General features: G+C 69.6%; 16 protein-coding genes. 13 read left to right on the plus strand and 3 right to left on the minus strand.

What is annotated here, in order from left to right; all coding sequences use genetic code 11:
• Nucleotides 1-53 precede the first annotated feature (53 nt).
• From HYZ11_09585 to HYZ11_09605, 5 genes are all read left to right on the plus strand, one after another.
• A complete protein-coding gene (locus HYZ11_09585) occupies nucleotides 54-593 on the plus strand; it encodes a hypothetical protein (GenBank protein MBI3127843.1) in 540 nt (179 codons plus the stop codon).
• Between the two features lie 194 nt (nucleotides 594-787).
• Nucleotides 788-3139 (plus strand): LysM peptidoglycan-binding domain-containing protein, encoded by a 2352-nt coding sequence (locus tag HYZ11_09590; GenBank protein ID MBI3127844.1) that lies wholly within the window; start codon nucleotides 788-790, stop codon nucleotides 3137-3139.
• Between the two features lie 161 nt (nucleotides 3140-3300).
• Complete coding sequence (gene dnaN / locus HYZ11_09595; GenBank protein ID MBI3127845.1) at nucleotides 3301-4401, plus strand: DNA polymerase III subunit beta; 1101 nt, start codon at nucleotides 3301-3303, stop codon at nucleotides 4399-4401.
• Between the two features lie 170 nt (nucleotides 4402-4571).
• Nucleotides 4572-5207, plus strand: coding sequence for a helix-turn-helix transcriptional regulator (locus HYZ11_09600; protein ID MBI3127846.1), 636 nt, complete (start codon nucleotides 4572-4574; stop codon nucleotides 5205-5207).
• A gap of 66 nt (nucleotides 5208-5273) precedes the next feature.
• Entirely contained in the window at nucleotides 5274-6515 is a 1242-nt protein-coding gene (locus HYZ11_09605) for an MFS transporter (protein ID MBI3127847.1), read from the plus strand.
• Here the strand turns inward: HYZ11_09605 and HYZ11_09610 are convergent.
• Together HYZ11_09610 and HYZ11_09615 are read right to left on the minus strand one after the other, a co-directional pair.
• The gene (locus HYZ11_09610) at nucleotides 6512-7084 is read right to left on the minus strand and encodes a cytidylate kinase-like family protein (GenBank protein MBI3127848.1); all 573 of its coding nucleotides are present in this window, start codon (nucleotides 7082-7084) and stop codon (nucleotides 6512-6514) included. The genes HYZ11_09605 and HYZ11_09610 overlap by 4 nt on opposite strands.
• Before the next feature lie 34 nt (nucleotides 7085-7118).
• Complete coding sequence (locus HYZ11_09615) at nucleotides 7119-8441, minus strand: YihY family inner membrane protein (protein ID MBI3127849.1); 1323 nt, start codon at nucleotides 8439-8441, stop codon at nucleotides 7119-7121.
• A gap of 109 nt (nucleotides 8442-8550) precedes the next feature.
• On the opposite strand from HYZ11_09615, the gene HYZ11_09620 reads away from it, so the two are divergent.
• On the plus strand, nucleotides 8551-9114 hold the full coding sequence (locus HYZ11_09620; protein ID MBI3127850.1) for a hypothetical protein: 564 nt from the start codon (nucleotides 8551-8553) through the stop codon (nucleotides 9112-9114).
• A gap of 151 nt (nucleotides 9115-9265) precedes the next feature.
• A complete protein-coding gene (locus tag HYZ11_09625) occupies nucleotides 9266-10357 on the plus strand; it encodes a TerC family protein (GenBank protein MBI3127851.1) in 1092 nt (363 codons plus the stop codon).
• A 15-nt stretch (nucleotides 10358-10372) separates the two neighbouring features.
• Here HYZ11_09625 and HYZ11_09630 read toward each other — a convergent pair whose 3' ends face one another.
• Complete coding sequence (locus HYZ11_09630) at nucleotides 10373-11251, minus strand: MBL fold metallo-hydrolase (GenBank protein ID MBI3127852.1); 879 nt, start codon at nucleotides 11249-11251, stop codon at nucleotides 10373-10375.
• Between the two features lie 90 nt (nucleotides 11252-11341).
• Here HYZ11_09630 and HYZ11_09635 point away from each other — a divergent pair, with 90 nt between their 5' ends.
• The 6 genes from HYZ11_09635 to HYZ11_09660 all read left to right on the plus strand — a co-directional run bounded on the left by HYZ11_09635 (nucleotide 11342) and on the right by HYZ11_09660 (nucleotide 15521).
• Complete coding sequence (locus tag HYZ11_09635; protein ID MBI3127853.1) at nucleotides 11342-11803, plus strand: 6-carboxytetrahydropterin synthase; 462 nt, start codon at nucleotides 11342-11344, stop codon at nucleotides 11801-11803.
• On the plus strand, nucleotides 11803-12534 hold the full coding sequence (locus HYZ11_09640) for an SDR family oxidoreductase (protein ID MBI3127854.1): 732 nt from the start codon (nucleotides 11803-11805) through the stop codon (nucleotides 12532-12534). Before HYZ11_09635 ends, HYZ11_09640 begins: the two co-directional genes overlap by 1 nt.
• 151 nt (nucleotides 12535-12685) lie before the next feature.
• Nucleotides 12686-13492 carry a motility protein A gene (locus HYZ11_09645; GenBank protein MBI3127855.1) on the plus strand — a complete coding sequence of 269 codons (807 nt, stop codon included), beginning with the start codon at nucleotides 12686-12688 and terminating at the stop codon, nucleotides 13490-13492.
• Between the two features lie 3 nt (nucleotides 13493-13495).
• The gene (locus HYZ11_09650) at nucleotides 13496-14182 is read left to right on the plus strand and encodes a flagellar motor protein MotB (protein ID MBI3127856.1); all 687 of its coding nucleotides are present in this window, start codon (nucleotides 13496-13498) and stop codon (nucleotides 14180-14182) included.
• 27 nt (nucleotides 14183-14209) lie between these two features.
• A complete protein-coding gene (locus HYZ11_09655; GenBank protein ID MBI3127857.1) occupies nucleotides 14210-14860 on the plus strand; it encodes a PilZ domain-containing protein in 651 nt (216 codons plus the stop codon).
• Between the two features lie 10 nt (nucleotides 14861-14870).
• Nucleotides 14871-15521, plus strand: coding sequence for a PilZ domain-containing protein (locus HYZ11_09660; GenBank protein MBI3127858.1), 651 nt, complete (start codon nucleotides 14871-14873; stop codon nucleotides 15519-15521).
• Nucleotides 15522-15604 lie beyond the last annotated feature (83 nt).

Consider the following 15604-nt stretch of genomic DNA (forward strand, 5'->3'; position numbering starts at 1 on the left):
GGTTATCTCGAATTGAGATGCCCCGGCGGAAGCGGGGTCAGGAAAATCAGCAAATGGCGGTGTTTCGCATGCTCGCGGTTGTGGTCGCCATCTGGACTTTGTCGGCGGACGCCGCGCTCGCGGCGCCGCAGGAAGTGCACCCCCTCACGCGGAGCGAGTGCGCGGCGGTGCGCGAGATGCTGGAGGAGGCGGTGCCCATCGGGCCCGGCTGGCGGATGTCGGAATCCGCCTTCCCGCCAGGCGTCCCTTGGGTGAGCGGGCGGTTCTGCCGGCTGCTGGCGGTGGGAACGGGCGAGCACGTGGAGAGCGAGAAGATTCGCTCCGCCGAGGACATCGCCGGATACATCGCCGGCGCCCTCCGGCGCGCCGACTGGTCGGAGGAGCATTTCGCGCGGAAGTTCCGGGCCGAGGAGAACGGGCAGAGGGCGTTCGCCCTTGAGAAGGGCCGGGCGGTCTGCCGGGTGACGCTGGTTTCCAAGCCTGTGAGCGCCGTCTCCGCCCGTCCGGTCCGGGAGGCCCGGAAGAACGGGGCGGGTTCCCTCTCGCCCTATGAGCGGTCCTACTGGATCGGGGTGGACTGCTTCAAGCGCTAGAATCCCTCGCCCATTCCCTCCGTTTTCGCCGAACCTTCTTTAAAAAAACTTTAACGTCATATCTTTCAGTCATCACAGATTTCTCATATAATCGAAACCTTAAAGTCACCCGATAAGAAAGGGTCAGCCCGTTATTTCCGCCCCGCCGGTTCGCAAGAGCGTGAGCCGGCTCGGCCAAAAAGGATGAAGCCGCCTTGAGCTGGAGCCGGAAACTCGTTCTCGGAGCCGCCGCCCTCGCCATTCTCGCCTCTCCCGCCAGGCCCTCCGAGGGGGCGAAAAATCCCTCCCTTTTCCCCGTTTCGGGCGTGATTCAAGAACAAAAACAGTTCTGGGTGAGGGTTTTCGCCCGGGTGTCGACCTCGGAAGTCGTCATCCACGACGAGGAGACCCTCCAGGTCTTCTCCGTCATGCGGCTCGACGCTCCCTGGGACGGCCGGAGCAGCCAGCGCCACGCCATCCGGGCCGAGCGGGAGCGGCACGAGGCGGTCCTCCTGGCGCTGGCCGACGGGCGGACGCCGCCCCCCGGGACCGCGGCGCTGGCCGAGCGCCTGCGCAAGGCGCTCGCCGGGGAGAGCCGCCAGGAGATGCGGCGCGCCGCCTACAGCCTGCGGGCCCAGCCGGGCCTGAAGGAGAAGTTCCGGGAGGGGTATATCCGCTCGGGCCGCTACCTGCCGCGCTTCGAGGCGATCTTCCGGTCGCGGAACCTGCCGGCCGACCTCGCCCTGCTCCCCCACGTCGAGAGCGGTTTCGAGGAGCGCGCCTACAGCAAGGCCCGCGCGGTCGGGATGTGGCAGTTCATGCAGCCGACGGCGCGCCTCTTCATGCGGGCGGACGGCGCGGTGGACGGGCGCCGCGATCCGTTCATCGCGGCGGAGGGAGCCGCCGATCTCCTGCGCCAGAACTACCAGGAGCTCGGCGCCTGGCCCCTCGCCCTCACCGCCTACAACCACGGCGCCCAGGGGATGCAGCGGGCGGTGGCCACGGTGGGCTCGCGCGACATGGACCTAATCGTGAGGCGCTACAAGGGGCGCCTCTTCGGCTTCGCCTCGCGCAACTTCTACGGGGAGTTCCTGGCGGCGGTCCACATCCACCGCAACATCCGGGAGTTCTACGGCCCGCTGCGGCAGGACCCGCCCGCGCGCTTCGACGTCTTCCACGTGCCCCGGCCCGTCTCGCTGACCGATCTCGCGGGCCGCATCGGCGTCCCGCGCGAGGCCCTGCGCCCCATGAATCCGGCGCTGGGTGCCTGGGTGGCGCGGGGGAAGGGGCACATCCCGAGAGGGTATCCCCTGCGCGTGCCGGCGGGGCAGGGGACCCAGGTGGCACGGGCCTACGCGGCGGGGGCCTCCCAGCCCGCGGCCGCTCCGGAGGGCTCCGAGTGGGCCTTCGTCGCCCCCGGCGACACCCTGAGCGCCATCGCCTCGCGCCATAAGGTCACGGTGGCGGCTCTCATGTCCGCGAACGGGCTCCAGGACGCCCTGATCCATCCGGGGGACCGCCTGAGCGTCCCGGCCGTGTCCTCAAGGAAGCCCGAGAAGAAGGCGCCGGAGAAGCGGGAGGCCGCCCCCGTCCAGGTGGCGAAGAAGGAGGCCGCCCCCGTCCAGGCCGCGAGGAAGGAGGAGCCCCCCGCGGTGGAGCCCGGCGAGGCGCTGAAGGAGATCGCCCGCGCGGACGGCCTCACCATTCAGGACTTCATCGAGGCGGCCGAGCTGGAGGACATCGAGACGCAGTCGGAGGACGGCTTCCTCCTGGCCGAGGCGGTCCCCCAAAAGGAGGGGCCGCCGGCCCCGCTCCAGGCCCGGGAAGAGACCGCCCCGCGCGTGGCCGTCGTGAAGAAGGGCGATACGCTCGTCGAAATCGCCGCGCGACACAAGGTCAGCGTGCAGGACCTCATGGCGGCGAACAAGCTGCGGGGCACCCTCATCCGCCCGGGCGACAGGCTCGCGCTGCCGGGGATGCCCGCTCCGGAGAAGCCGAAGAAGAAGGAAGCGCCGGTCCAGGCGGCCCTCGTCCCGGCGGCGCCCCCGTCCGTGAAGTCCCCGGCCTCGCTCGATGCCAAGGAGGCGGCGCCCACCGCGCCGCTCGCGGCCCTCCGCGAGGAGGCCCTCCGGCAGGCGCTGGCCGTCTCGGTTCCGAACGGAAGCCAGATCGGCCGGGTCAGCATCTACGAGAGCGAGACGATCAGCCATTTCGCCGAATGGCTGGAGGTGTCGCCCGTCCGGCTCCGGCAGCTCAACGACATCCGGGGGGGCCGCGCCATGCCCATGGGCCGGACCCTGAAGGTCCCGCTGGACCGGGTGTCGCGGGCGGAGTTCCTGGAACGGCGGCTCTCCTATCACCGGGGCCTCAAGGAGGAGTTCGACCGCAAGTTCGAGGTATCGGGAACGGTGCGGCACAAGCTCGCGCCCAAGGAAAACGTCTGGGTGCTGGTCACCCGGACCTACAAGATCCCGCTCTGGCTCGTCCGGGGCTACAATCCCGGAAAAGACCTCCGCCGCCTGGCCGCGGGCGAAGAGATCGTGTTTCCTCTCGTTAAGCCCCGGTGAAAACTCCGCCCCGGGAGGACGCCGGGGGCCTCCTTGTCCCCGGGGGCGCTTTGGTTTATAGGAGAGGTCCGTCCGGCGGTCCGCAGGCACGGGCCTTTGTATTCATTTCGCCTTGATTCAGGCGAGGTTGGCGTCCCGCCCTGGCGTTGGGAGGCGGAATCGTGGAGATCACGGTCAAGCGCGACACGCTGCTTCGCGCCCTCCAGATGATGCAGGGCGTGGCCGAGAGCCGCAGCAGCGCCATGCCGATCCTCCAGAACGTCCTCATCGAGACCGAGGGCAAGAAGAAGTTCCGGATGCTCGGGACGAACCTCGACATCAGCCTCAAGGCCGCCTTCGAGGCCGAGGTCGGCAAGGCGGGGAAGACCACCCTGAACGCCCGCCGCTTCTTCGACATCGTGCGGGAGCTGCCCGAAGCCGACGTGCGCCTGGCCGAGGAGCAGGGCCAGTGGGCGCGCATCGTCTGCGAGCGCTCGAGCTTCCGCCTGCCGGGCCTGCCCCCGGCGGATTTCCCGAGCCTGCCGGAGGCCAAGGGGGCCGAGTCCCACAAGCTCCCGGCCAAGACCCTGGGCGACATGATCCGCAAGACCATGTTCGCCATCTCGCAGGACGAGACCCGCTACACTTACAACGGCGTCTTCATGGAGTCCGAGGACGAGAAGCTGCGTCTCGTGGCCACCGACGGCCACCGGCTCGCCCTCATCGAGCGCCCCTGCCCGGGGCTCAAGCTGGAGCGCGGGGTGATCGTCCACAAGAAGGCGCTCGGGGAGCTGGTGAAGCTCCTGCAGGGCTCGGGCGAGGAGGTGGCGGTCGCGCTCACCCAGAACCACATCCTCTTCCAGATGGAGAGCGTGGAGCTCTCCGCGCGCCTCATCGACGGCGAGTTCCCCAAGTACCGCCAGGTGATCCCCAAGCACGACGGCAGCGCCATCCTCACCGACCGCGAGGCGCTGGTGCGCGCGCTCCGGCGCGTGTCGCTGCTCTCGAACGAGACGCGCATGGTCAAGTTCGTCTTCCAGCCGGGCCAGCTCACGCTGACCACCAACGGCTCGGAGGCGGGCGAGGCCGAGGAGGTCCTGGAATCCGACTACGGCGGCGAGAAGCTCGAGATCGGCTTCAACTCGCGCTATTGCCTCGACGTGCTGGGAATCCTCGACGAGCCCAAGGTGCGGTTCGAGCTGAAGGACTCCCTCAGCCCCGGCGTCATCACGCCCGAGGGATCCGAGGGCTACACCTACGTCGTCATGCCCATGCGGGTGTAGGGCCCGCTCCGGCTGGACATTCCAGACATCCCAATGTTAGCCTGAGAGCCGCTGGACGGTAGGATCATCTCAAAGCCCATCGAAAAGTGAACGGCGTTGCCTTGCCGCCAGGGTCCCGGTTCCTCCAACCGGATATGCGTTTGGTGGGAGCAATGAGGATAAACTCGGAAATGGCGAATGGAAGCCGCCCCGCGGCGCGGGGCCCGAAGGCCGGCAAGGGTGCCGGCCGCAGGAAGGGCGCCGTGCAGGTGCCCGAGGTCCGGATCGGTGAGAAGGTGCGCGGCCTGCGCAAGAAGCAGGGGTACTCCATCCAGAAGCTCGCGGAGCTGTCGGGCGTCTCCCCGGCCGGCATCTACAAGATCGAAACCAACGGAATGGTCCCCACGGTCACGACCCTGGTGAAGCTCGCGGTCGCGCTCGAGCAGCCGGTGAGCTACTTCGTGGAGCAGGGGGAGAGCCTGCCCGAGGTCCGCTGCATCCGAAAGGGCGAGCGCATGCTCCTGGCGAGCGGCCAGGAAGGGCGCACCGAGGTGGTCGCCGAGCGCCTGCGCGGGGGAAGGCTGGAGACGCTCTTCCGCACCCTGGAGGCCGGCGCCAGGAGCCGCGCCCCCCACGTCCAGGCCGGGTGCGAGCACTTCGTCTACTGCCTCAAGGGCGAGCTGGCCGTTCAGCGGGGAGACGAGACGTTCCAGCTCAAGGAAGGCGATTCCCTCCACTACCAAGCCAACGGGCGGGTGACCTTCGAGAACACGGCGCGCTCGGTCGCGCAGTTCCTGATCGTCCATGCCCACGCCACGGCCAACTGAGCCGGCCGGAGGGCCCGGGGAAGCCTCCCGGGCCCCCCGGCCGGGCTTCGCCCGCCCGGCCCCCGCTTGAAAAATCCCTTCACCGCCGAAGCCGGCGAGACGAGCCTCCGCTACTACGGCTGGCTCGCCGTCGGCCTGACGTTCCTCACGATGGCGACGGGCGGCGCCGTCGTGGGCACTTTCTCCGTCTTCTACGTGGCCTTCCTCGAGGAGTTCGGCTGGTCGCGCGGCGACACCGCCCTGGGCTTCTCCTTCTCCATGGTGACCTTCGCCCTCTCGGCCGGGGCGATCGGCTCGCTCATCGACCGCTGGGGGCCCCGGGCCGTCATCCCCTGCGGGGTCGCGGTGCTGGGGGCGGGCCTGGCGCTGATGTCCACGGTGGACAGCCTGGCCGAGCTCTATATCTACTACGGGGTCGTGGTGGCGCTCGGCATCACCCTCATCGGGTTCGTCCCGACGAGCACGGTGGTCAGCCGGTGGTTCCGCCGCCGGCGGGCGACCGCCATGGGCCTCGCCCTCTCGGGCCGCAGCTTCGGCGGAATGCTGCTGGTGCCCTTCTCCGCCTACCTCATCGGCGCCTACGGCTGGCGCGGGGCCTACCTCATCCTGGCCGCGGGGATCGCCCTGCCGCTGCTCCCCCTGACGGCCGCCTTGCACCGGCGGCCTCCCCTCCCGGCGGAGGAGCGCTCCCTGGCCCCGGGCTCCCCGCCCGAGGAGGGGCTCTGGGGCCCGGCCTTCTGGTTCGTCTTCACGGCGGGCCTCCTCCACGGCGTCGGCTTCAGCATCGTGGGCCTCCACCAGGTGGCCCATTTGGTGGACGCCGGGGTGGGCGCCATGACGGCGGCCTCCCTCATGGGCGCGCTGGCCGCGCTCAGGACCCTGGGGGGCATGGCGGGCGGGTGGTGCGGCGACCGGCTCGGGCGGACGCGCACCTATTTTATCTCCAGCGCGGCGGGCCTCGCGGGGGTGTTTCTGCTGATGAACGTGAACGCGGAGCGCTGGCTGCTGGCCTACCTCTACGTCGTTTTCCTCGGCCTGGGGGATGGCGCGCGCGGGATCACCTTCCTGTCCATCAAGGCCGATCTCTTCCCGGCGCGGAGCTTCGGCCGCATCCTGGGCTACAGCCAGATCGGCTCCGGGCTGGCCGCGGCGGCGGGGCCGTGGCTCGCGGGCTACATCTATGACGTCCTGGGAAGCTACCGGTATGCCTTCTGGCTGGTGGTGATCGTGGACGTGCTCTCGCTCGCGACGGTCGCGGCGGCGGCGGTGCGGGGGGGCACGGGCGCCCGCCGGCGCGAAGCGGCCTAGGAAACCGCCTGCGTCTTCTCGTGGAGCATGGCGTGGATGAAGTCGATCATCCCGTCCTGCGAGAAGCGCTCGATGTTCAGCACGGCGTGGTAGAGCTTGGGGTCCGCGAAGTCCACGCCGAAGAAATACTCCGAGAAGAGCTTCTGGTCGCGGTCGGCGTTCTTGACGATGTCCTCGGCGGCCGACCTCGTCACCCCCCCGCTCTCCATGAGCTGGTGTATGCGCGCCTCGTTGCTCCCCACCACCCGGATGTGCAGGGCGTCGGACCGCTCCTTGAGGAGCACCTGGCTGCCCCAGCCCCCGATGACGACGCCGCCGGCCCGCGCGGCCTCCTCCATCGTCTCCTTGAGCGCGCGGCGCAGCTTCTCCGGGTTCACGCCGAAGAGGCGCTCGATGACGTTGGGCGCCCGCCCCTCCATCCGGTCGAGGTCGATGTCCAGCCCGCGCTCGCGGCAGCCCCGGGCCAGCTCCTCCCGGAATACGAAGGTGTAGCCCAGCCGCTGGGCAAGGTGATTGCCCATGGTCATGCCGCCTGTGCCGTATTGACGGGAGACTGTGATGACGGCCATGGGACCCTCCTCTGCGCGGGTCGGCGCGCGGATGTCACCCCTCCGGGCCGGCCGCCGGCTCCTCGGCGGGGGCCGCGGCGCGGGGCGCCGGCTTGTCGTCTTCCCGGGTCTTTTCCGGCGCGAGGCGCAGGTCCTCGAGCGTCAGGCCCTCCAGAGCGGACCGCTCCCTGCGGCGCATCTCCTGGATGACCATCTCGGCGCCGGGAGAGCAGTGGGGCTGCGGGGGGGTGAAGAGATCCCACGCCTCCACCGCCCGGATGCTGGCCGGGTGAACGGTCAGCATGAACCTCCCGCCCTCGCGCGTCTCCGTCAGGTAGCCTCGCGTTTGCAGCTGATCCAGGACAGTTTCCAGGATTTCCGGCTGGACGTCCAGCCCCCTCCGGGCGTCCTCCCGGGCGAGAGGGGGCTGCGCCTTCGCCAGGCGCACCGCCGCCTCGGTCAGGATGTGGAGGGCCAGCTCCCGCGGGTCCGTCGGGTGGCGCGCCTCGCCCGGCTCCGGAGGGGGGCGGCGCCCCTCGGCCAGGGCCGCCAGGGCGGCCGCGTAGAGCAGGGCGCACCAAGAGAGATAGACCCAGGCCATGAAGAGGGGGAGCTGGGCCAGGGCCCCGTAGATGGCCTCGTTGCGGGCGAAGCCCACCTGGAAGCGCACGTACCCCCATTGCAGGAAAAACCAGATCGCCCCTCCGACCACCCCGCCCCACGCCGCCGCCCGGGGGGACACCTGGGTATTCGGCATGACGATGATGATCCAAGAAAAGAGCAGGATCGCGCCCAGAATGGGCACCAGGCGCAGGGCCAGCTCCAGGGCCTCGGAGAGGAGCCAGATGCCGCCGAGCGTCTCCCGGACCTGAAGCAATGTGATGCCGCTCATGATGATGGCGATCATCAGCGGGCTCAGGAACAGGATGGCGAAATAATCGGTGACCTTCCGGACCCAGGTGCGCTCCCGGCGGGCGCCGAAGGTGGCGTTCAGGGCGCGCTCGACGGTGCCGAGGGTGAGCCACACCGAGAACAGGAGGCCGGCCAGCCCCGCGACCCCCAGCGTCCCCGCGTTGACCTGGCGGACGTAGGTCAGGAGCTTCTCGTGCAGGCCCTGGTCCGTGGCGGGGAAGTACTGGAGGATGAGGTACGTCAGGAGGTTCTCCTCGAAGCCCAGCCCGCGCAGCATCGAGAAGGCGAAGGCCAGCACGGGCACCAGCGAGAGGAGCGATGTGTAGGTGAGGGCCGCCGCCCGCAGGTGGGCCTGGTCGGAGAGGAAGAGCCCGAATGCTAGAATGGGCAGGCGGAGCGGGTGGGGCAAGGCCCGCCCGATGATCGCGACGTGCTCCTCGGCGGCCCTCGGGCGGGACTCGGGCATCGGGGACCCCCGTGGAAGAGAAGCCGGCCGGCGGCTCCGGCGCGCGCCGAGATGATCCCAGGATTGCCGGGCGGGCCGCAAGTCGGGCTTTGCCGTAGGGAGATGGCGGATGATTCCGGCGGAGGAGCTCCTCGTCCGGCTCGGGGTGCACACCCCCCTCTATGCCGCGAGCGGGCGGCACGTCTTTGCCGCCCTGAACGGCCGCGACCGGGGCCACTTCTTCGCCGTGGACCGCGAGAAGGGGAACTTCCTCTGGCGCGTCGAGAACTCGGCGGGCTGGGTCATCGCCCCGCCGCTCATCTGGGAGGACCTCTTCATCGTGGGGACGAGCACGGCCGACATGCGCCGCCGCGAGGAGGGCGGGGAATTCGCCCAGGTGGACTGGCGCCGGGGCGGGGCGGTCTACGCCTTCGAGGCCTTGGGCGGCAAGGTGCGCTTCTGGGACGACCGCACCGGCGTGGTGCGCCGGACCCCGCGCGCCGAGGGGGACGTGCTCGTAGTGGAGGGCGAGGTCCGCTCGGGCGGCTTCCGGGAAGGGGCCCCCTGGTCCACCTCCGTCCAGATGGAGAGCCGCTTCGCGCTGCCCTCGGGGCGGCTGCTGGGCCGTAAGGCGCGCGGCCAGGCGCCCGAGGGCTACTTCAAGGGAGAGCCCGCGCCCGGCCGGTGGGACTAGGCGCGGGAATCCCCCGGGCGGACCCCGGCCCGCCCGGCCGCTTTCGCCTTTCCTGAATGCCTCAATCCGTCCGCTCATCGCCGCCATCCCGCGGACGCCTCGCCGCCGATCGATGTCCAATGCACCGGGCCCGTCCCGGCGGAGGAGTGGCATGCCCTGGTCCTGGCTGATTTTCCTCGTCATCGTCTTGTTGCTGCTGGCGCTGGACCTGGGCCTTCACCGCAAGTCGCATGCGGTGTCGATGCGGGAGGCGCTCGCCTGGTCCGGCTTCTGGGTCGCGCTCGGCCTCGCCTTCACCGCGTTCATCTATCTCGGCTACGAGAACCAATGGCTGGGGCTGGGGAAGGCCCGCGACGCCGTGGACGGCGCCCCGAACGACGGCTCGGCGGCCGCGGTGAAGTACCTCACCGGCTATGTCATCGAGAAGTCCCTGAGCGTGGACAACATCTTCGTCATCGCCATGCTCTTCCGGTACTTCGCCGTCCCGGCGCGCTACCAGCACCGGGTGCTCTTCTGGGGCATCCTGGGCGCCCTGGCGATGCGCGGCGCGATGATCGCCGTGGGGGTGCGGCTCATCGAGGAGTTCGAGTGGCTGCTCTACGCCTTCGGCGCCTTCCTCCTCTTCGCGGCCGTCCAGATGCTCTGGACGGGGGGGAAGCACGGGGGCGACCCGGGAAAGAACCCCGTGGTGCGGCTGGCGCGGCGTTTCTTCCCGGTGGCAGACGAGTTCCACGGCCCGCACTTCATGGTGCGGGCCGGGACCCCGGAGGCGCGGGAGACGGACTCGCACGCCCCGGACCGGGCGGCCGAGCGCGCAGGGGCGGGGACATGGATGCTCACCCCGCTGGCCCTCGCCCTCATCATGGTGGAGACGACGGACCTGATCTTCGCCGTGGACTCCATCCCGGCCATCTTCGCCATCACCACCGACCCCTACCTGGTCTTCACCAGCAACGTGTTCGCCATCCTGGGACTCCGGGCGCTCTACTTCGCGCTGGCCGGGCTGATGGACAAGTTCCGCTACCTCAACGTCTCGCTCGCGGCGGTGCTGGCGCTGGTGGGAGCGAAGATGCTGGCGGCGGACTGGATCAAGGAGATGCTCGGGAAGAACTACAACTTCCATCTGCTGGGGGCGATCCTGCTCATCCTCGCGGCGGGCGTCGCGGCCTCGCTCCTCGCGGGGCCCAAGCCCGAGCACGCCGACGTCGCGCGGCGGGCCCGCGAGGCGGGCGAGGAAACGTGAGGGAGCACGGGAACCCTATTTCCTCTTCCCCTTCAGCTCCTGTGCCATCTTGAGGGCGTTCACGCCCACGTTCCCGTAGCGGAACCAGCGCCGGTATTCGGGCATCTGCACGAGCTGGGCGGCCTTCTCGGGCGCCTTGGCCTTGCGCAGGGCGGCCTGGGCGCGCTCGCGCAGGCGCAGGAGGCAGTCGCGGTTCTCCTTGATGATCCCCTTGCCGGCGGGGGGGAGCGGCCCGTGGCCGGGCACGATGCGCCGGACCGGGAACATGTCGAGCACGTCGAGCGCCGCGATCCAGTTGGCGAAGTTCCCCAGCCGGTTCACCGGCAGGGTGCGGTGGGTGAGGAGGTCGCCCGAGAAGAGCACCCGCTCCTCGGGCATCCACACCACCGTGTCCCCCAGGGTGTGGCAGTGATCGATGTAGATCATCTGGAAGGCGCGCCCGCCGTAGCGGACCGTAATCATCTCCTCGAAGGTCACCATGGGGGGCGCGACGTGGAGCTTGCCCACCAGGTGGTCCACCTTGGGGCCCCGGCCCACCATCTGTTTCACCCAGACGCCCGCCTTCTCCTCGCGCTCCATCTCCTCGGCGGTGAGCTCGCAGCCGAAGGAGACGGCGCCGTGCCCGTGGTAGAAGCCGTTGTCCGAGGTGTGGTCGAAGTTGTGGTGGGTGTTGAGGACGAGCCCCGGCATCTTGCGGGTGAGGCTGCGCATCCCCGCGAGGAAGGGCTTGCGGACCCGGATGTCGTTGTCGATGATGACCGGCCGATCCTTCGTCAGCGCCAAGCCGAAGTTGGTGGCGCCGTTCCCCCCGATGTAGGCGTACACCCCCTTGACCACCTGGACGAAGCCTTGCGTCTTGGCTGGAGCGGGAAGGACCTTCGCGGCGCGCGCCATCGGGCTCTCCTTGCAGGGGGCTCGGGGATGCGGGTATCTTGGCTCGTGGGAAGGCACCCTATCAAAGCGCCCCGGCCCGCACAACGCCCCATGGATGCGGCGGAGGCGGCCGGGCCCCCGCCTCCGGGGGGACGAGCCGTGATCGAGATCACCCGCCGGGAAGAGTTCTCGGCCGCGCACCGCCTCTTCAACGCCGCCTGGCCGGCCGAGCGCAACGAGGCCCTCTACGGCCTGTGCGCGAACCCCCACTACCACGGCCACAACTACGTCGTGGAGGTGACGCTCCGCGGCCCCGTGGACCCCGAGACGGGCATGATCTACAACCTCGCCGACCTCAAGGGCCTCCTGCGCCGCCAGGTGGTCGAGCCGCTCGACCACAAGAACCTGAACGAGGACGCCGCGCCCTACCTGAAGGGCCGCATCCCGACGGCGGAGAACATCGCCATGGCCATCTGGGAGCGCCTGGCCGAGCACCTTCCGCCGGGCCTCCTCCACCGCGTCCGCCTGTTCGAGAACGAGCGCAACTTCGTGGACTACCGGGGGGGGAGCTGATGGCCGCCGGGGGCCTCCGGCCGCTGGCGGGGCGGCGGATCGTCCTGACCGGGGCCTCGCGCGGCATCGGCCGGGCGGCGGCCCTGCGCCTGGCCCGCGCCGGGGCCCAGGTGCTGGCCGTGGCCCGCGACGCCCAGGCCCTCACCTCCCTCGCCTTCGAGGCCAAGCCCGCCGCGGGCCGGATCTTCGCCCACAGCTGCGACCTCGCCTCGGAGGAGGAGATCGAGGCCCTGGCCGATGCCGCCGCCCGGCGGCTCGGGGGGGTGGACGCCCTCGTGAACAACGCCGGGGCGGGGGTCTTCCGGGAGCTGGAGGCGCTCGCCCCGGGGGAGTTCGAGGCCACCCTGGCCGTCTGCCTCAAGGCCCCCTTCCTCCTCATCCGGGCCCTCGCCCCCTACCTGGAGGCCTCGGGCGGGGAGGTGGTGAACGTCTCCTCCATCTGCGCCGTGACCGGTTTCCCGGGCGCGGCGGCCTATTGCGCCGCCAAGGCCGGCCTCGAGGGGATGTCGCGGGCCCTGGCCGAGGAGCTGCGCCCCCGCGGCATCCGCCTGAGCGTCCTGCGGCCCGGGGCCACCGCCACCAGCATGTGGAAGGACATCCCCGGCGAGTTCGACACCGAAAGGATGATCCCCCCCGACCTGGTGGCCGAGTCCCTGGAGTTCCTCCTGTCCCAGTCCCGCCGGGTCTGGACCGAGACGATGGTGATCCTCCCCCCGGCCGGGCGGGTGTAGCGCCTTCCGGAGAGGATTGAGAAATCCCTTTGTTTTCATGATAATAAGCAGCCAAGGTTTGAAATGGCTGGGAGGGGCTCCGCTCGGCCGGCTGTCGAGGCCGGGCCAGGGGTCCGCCCCCGAGCGCGTTTTGAGTGGAGCGTGAGCCGCCATGGGAACCATGATCGGAATCATCGTCGGCGGGGGGTTGATGTTCTACTCCCTCATCACCTCGGGCGGGATCGGCATCTTCTGGGATCCCCCCTCGGTCATGATCGTCTTCGGGGGCACGGGGGCCGCCATCCTCATGAGCCATCCGCTCCAGCGGGTGGTGGGGGTGTTCCGCGTCATGCGGAACGTCTTCCGGCGGGAGATCTCCGACGCAAGCGCTTACATCTCGGCCATCGTCCGGCTGGCGCACAAGGCGCGCAAGGAATCCATCCTGAGCCTCCAGCAGGATGCCGCCAGCGTCAACAACCGCTTCATGCGCATGGGCCTGCAGCTGATCATCGACGGGCAGCCGCCCGAGCTCGTGCGGGCCGTCCTGGAAACCGAGCTCGAGAGCCTCCTCTCGCGCCACGAGGAGGGGGCCCGCATCTTCAAGGCCATGGGCAAGTACGCCCCCGCCTTCGGCATGATCGGCACCCTCATCGGCCTCATCGCCATGCTCAAGTCGATGTCGGGCGGGCTCGAGGCCCTGGGCCCCGGCATGGCCGTCGCCCTCATCACCACTTTCTACGGCGCATTGTCCGCGAACTTGTTCTTCATCCCCGTCGCGGACAAACTGGCCAGCCGCTCGGAGAAGGAGGTGCTCCAGATCCGGGTCGTCATCGAGGGCGTGCTGATGATCCAGGAGGGCATGAATCCCCGGCTCATCGAGCAGCGGCTGAACGCCCACCTCGAGCCCGAGCAGCGCATCCAGCACTTCGAGCGCATGATGCGGCGCGAGCGCAAGGAAGCCCAGGAGGCGGGAGGGTAGGCCATGGCGCTGAATCCCAGGCGTCGCCAGGATGAGGGCGGGGTCGACGAGTGGATTGTGACCTATGGCGACATGGTCACCCTCCTCCTCACCTTCTTCATCCTGATCGTTTCGATGTCCTCCCCCGACAAGGGGAAGATCGACAAGGCCATCAAGTCCATCCAGGGCGCGCTCGGCACCTCGGGCGTCTCGGCCGAGATGGCCATGCTGAGCGAGAAGCGCTCCGAAGCCTCGTTCCAGAACTTGGGGAGCCAGGTGAAGAACCTGGTCCTCGAGGGGAACCTCCAGGACGTGGTGGACGTGAAGGTGACCGAGCGGGGCATCGTGCTGAACATGACGGGAGGGGTCCTCTTCCGGGCCGGGTCGGCGGCGGTGGAGAGGGGCTTCATGCCCTTCCTCCTGGAGCTGTCCCAGATGCTCAAGAAGCTGCCCTACAAGGTGATGGTCGAGGGCCACACGGACGATTCCCCTCCGCCGCCGCAGGGCTCGTATCCCTCCAACTGGGAGCTCTCGGCGGCGCGGGCGGCCGCCATCGTCCGGGTGCTGACCCGGGAGGGAGGGGTTGAGCCGGAGCGCTTCTCCGCGACGGGCTACGGGGAATTCCGCCCTCTCTTCGCCCCGACGCCCGAGAACCGCCCCAAGAATCGGCGGGTGGAGGTCATCATCTCGCGCGAGGGCTTCAGCGGCTGACCCCGGAGGGGGCGGGAAGGGGAGTGCATGGCGGACGATCTGTTCCGGGAGCAGTTCCAGGAGAGCTTCGGTAAGCGGGGCGTCGCCGACCGCTCCTACACGCGCGTGCCCGTCTCCTTCCCGATCCGGTTCATGCCGGTCTCGAAGGAGGAGGCCGAGAAGCTCCGGCAGGCCTACGCCCAGCGCCCTTCCCGCGAGCGCGGCGAGACGGTCTCCCTGGCGCCCCCGGCCGCCGCCCAGGCCACGCCCGGCACGGTGAGCGCCGCCATCCTCTCGCAGCTCGAGCGGATCGAGCGGAAGCTCGACCGCCTCCTGAACGCGCAGTCGGCGGGCCCGGCCCAGGACAAGGAGAAGAGCCTCGAGGAGGGCCAGTGCATCGATCTCTCCGGCTCCGGCATCCTCTTCACCTCGCTCTGGGCGATGGGCAAGGGCTGGTTCCTGAAGCTTGTGGTGGACGTCCCCGAGCCCCAGGGCTTCTCCGTCGTGGCGCTGGGCCGCGTGGTGCGGGTGGACCAGGAGCCGAACGGCAACCTCTACGTCACCGCCTGCCAGTTCGACTCGATCCACGAGGAAGACCGCGAGGAGCTCATCGCCTATATCTTCAAGCGTCACCGCGAGCTCGCCCAGAAGCGGCGGGGCCAGGACGAGCCGGAAGGCGCTGAGACGGACCAGATCTAGCGGAGGCTCCATGGCGGAGGAGAAGTTCGAGGAACTGGGCAAGGAAAGCGGGCAGAAGCGCACCGCGGCGCGGACCGAGGAACGCTTTCCCGTGGAATTCGAGCGCATCTCCGAAAGCGACGCCCGCGGCCTAGAGCGGGCCTACCTCGCCAAGCGCACCGCGGAGCGCGAGGACCTCGCCGGCGGGGGGGACAACCTGGGCGACCAGTTCAGCTCCATGGGCGCCTCCCAGGCCCAGATCCAGATGTTCCAGCAGACGGTGCGGCTCATCCGCCAGCTCGAGGACAAGGTGGACCAGCTCTACGCCGCCGTCACCGGCAGGGAGATGAGCCAGGCCAAGCGCCTGAAGGCCATGTGCATCGACCTCTCCTCCGGCGGCATGCGGTTCATCACGGCCGTCCCCCTGAACAAGGGTGACCACCTGAAGATCGTCATCCCGCTGCCGCCCCTCCACCCCGTCACCGTGAGCGCCATCGGAAAGGTGGTCAAGAACGGCGAGGTGCGGCTCGCGTCGGGGAAGAAGGCGTGCGAGGCGGCCATCCAGTTCACCGCCATCAACGAGCAGGACCAAGAAGAGATCGTCGCCTACAGCTTCAAGCGCCAGCGCGAGGTGGCTTACAAGGTCGTCGCGCCCGCGGAGGGGGAAGAGGGAGAGAACTGACCCCTCCGCTCTGGTCTCCGCCACCCTTACAACCCAACGAACCGCCCCCCGCCGCGGCGCCCGCGCCGCGCCCGGGCGCGGGA

It is taken from the genome of Candidatus Tectomicrobia bacterium, from assembly GCA_016192135.1.
Lineage (GTDB): Bacteria > UBA8248 > UBA8248 > UBA8248 > UBA8248 > 2-12-FULL-69-37.

What these genes read in the sequence shown, in the direction of transcription:
- HYZ11_09585 (MBI3127843.1), top strand. Translation starts at nt 54, where the DNA reads ATGGCGGTGTTTCGCATGCTCGCGGTTGTGGTCGCCATCTGGACTTTG.
- HYZ11_09600 (MBI3127846.1), top strand. Translation starts at nt 4,572, where the DNA reads ATGGCGAATGGAAGCCGCCCCGCGGCGCGGGGCCCGAAGGCCGGCAAG.
- HYZ11_09610 (MBI3127848.1), bottom strand. Translation starts at nt 7,084, where the DNA reads ATGGCCGTCATCACAGTCTCCCGTCAATACGGCACAGGCGGCATGACC.
- HYZ11_09615 (MBI3127849.1), bottom strand. Translation starts at nt 8,441, where the DNA reads ATGCCCGAGTCCCGCCCGAGGGCCGCCGAGGAGCACGTCGCGATCATC.
- HYZ11_09620 (MBI3127850.1), top strand. Translation starts at nt 8,551, where the DNA reads ATGATTCCGGCGGAGGAGCTCCTCGTCCGGCTCGGGGTGCACACCCCC.
- HYZ11_09625 (MBI3127851.1), top strand. Translation starts at nt 9,266, where the DNA reads ATGCCCTGGTCCTGGCTGATTTTCCTCGTCATCGTCTTGTTGCTGCTG.
- HYZ11_09630 (MBI3127852.1), bottom strand. Translation starts at nt 11,251, where the DNA reads ATGGCGCGCGCCGCGAAGGTCCTTCCCGCTCCAGCCAAGACGCAAGGC.
- HYZ11_09635 (MBI3127853.1), top strand. Translation starts at nt 11,342, where the DNA reads ATGGATGCGGCGGAGGCGGCCGGGCCCCCGCCTCCGGGGGGACGAGCC.
- HYZ11_09640 (MBI3127854.1), top strand. Translation starts at nt 11,803, where the DNA reads ATGGCCGCCGGGGGCCTCCGGCCGCTGGCGGGGCGGCGGATCGTCCTG.
- HYZ11_09645 (MBI3127855.1), top strand. Translation starts at nt 12,686, where the DNA reads ATGGGAACCATGATCGGAATCATCGTCGGCGGGGGGTTGATGTTCTAC.
- HYZ11_09650 (MBI3127856.1), top strand. Translation starts at nt 13,496, where the DNA reads ATGGCGCTGAATCCCAGGCGTCGCCAGGATGAGGGCGGGGTCGACGAG.
- HYZ11_09655 (MBI3127857.1), top strand. Translation starts at nt 14,210, where the DNA reads ATGGCGGACGATCTGTTCCGGGAGCAGTTCCAGGAGAGCTTCGGTAAG.
- HYZ11_09660 (MBI3127858.1), top strand. Translation starts at nt 14,871, where the DNA reads ATGGCGGAGGAGAAGTTCGAGGAACTGGGCAAGGAAAGCGGGCAGAAG.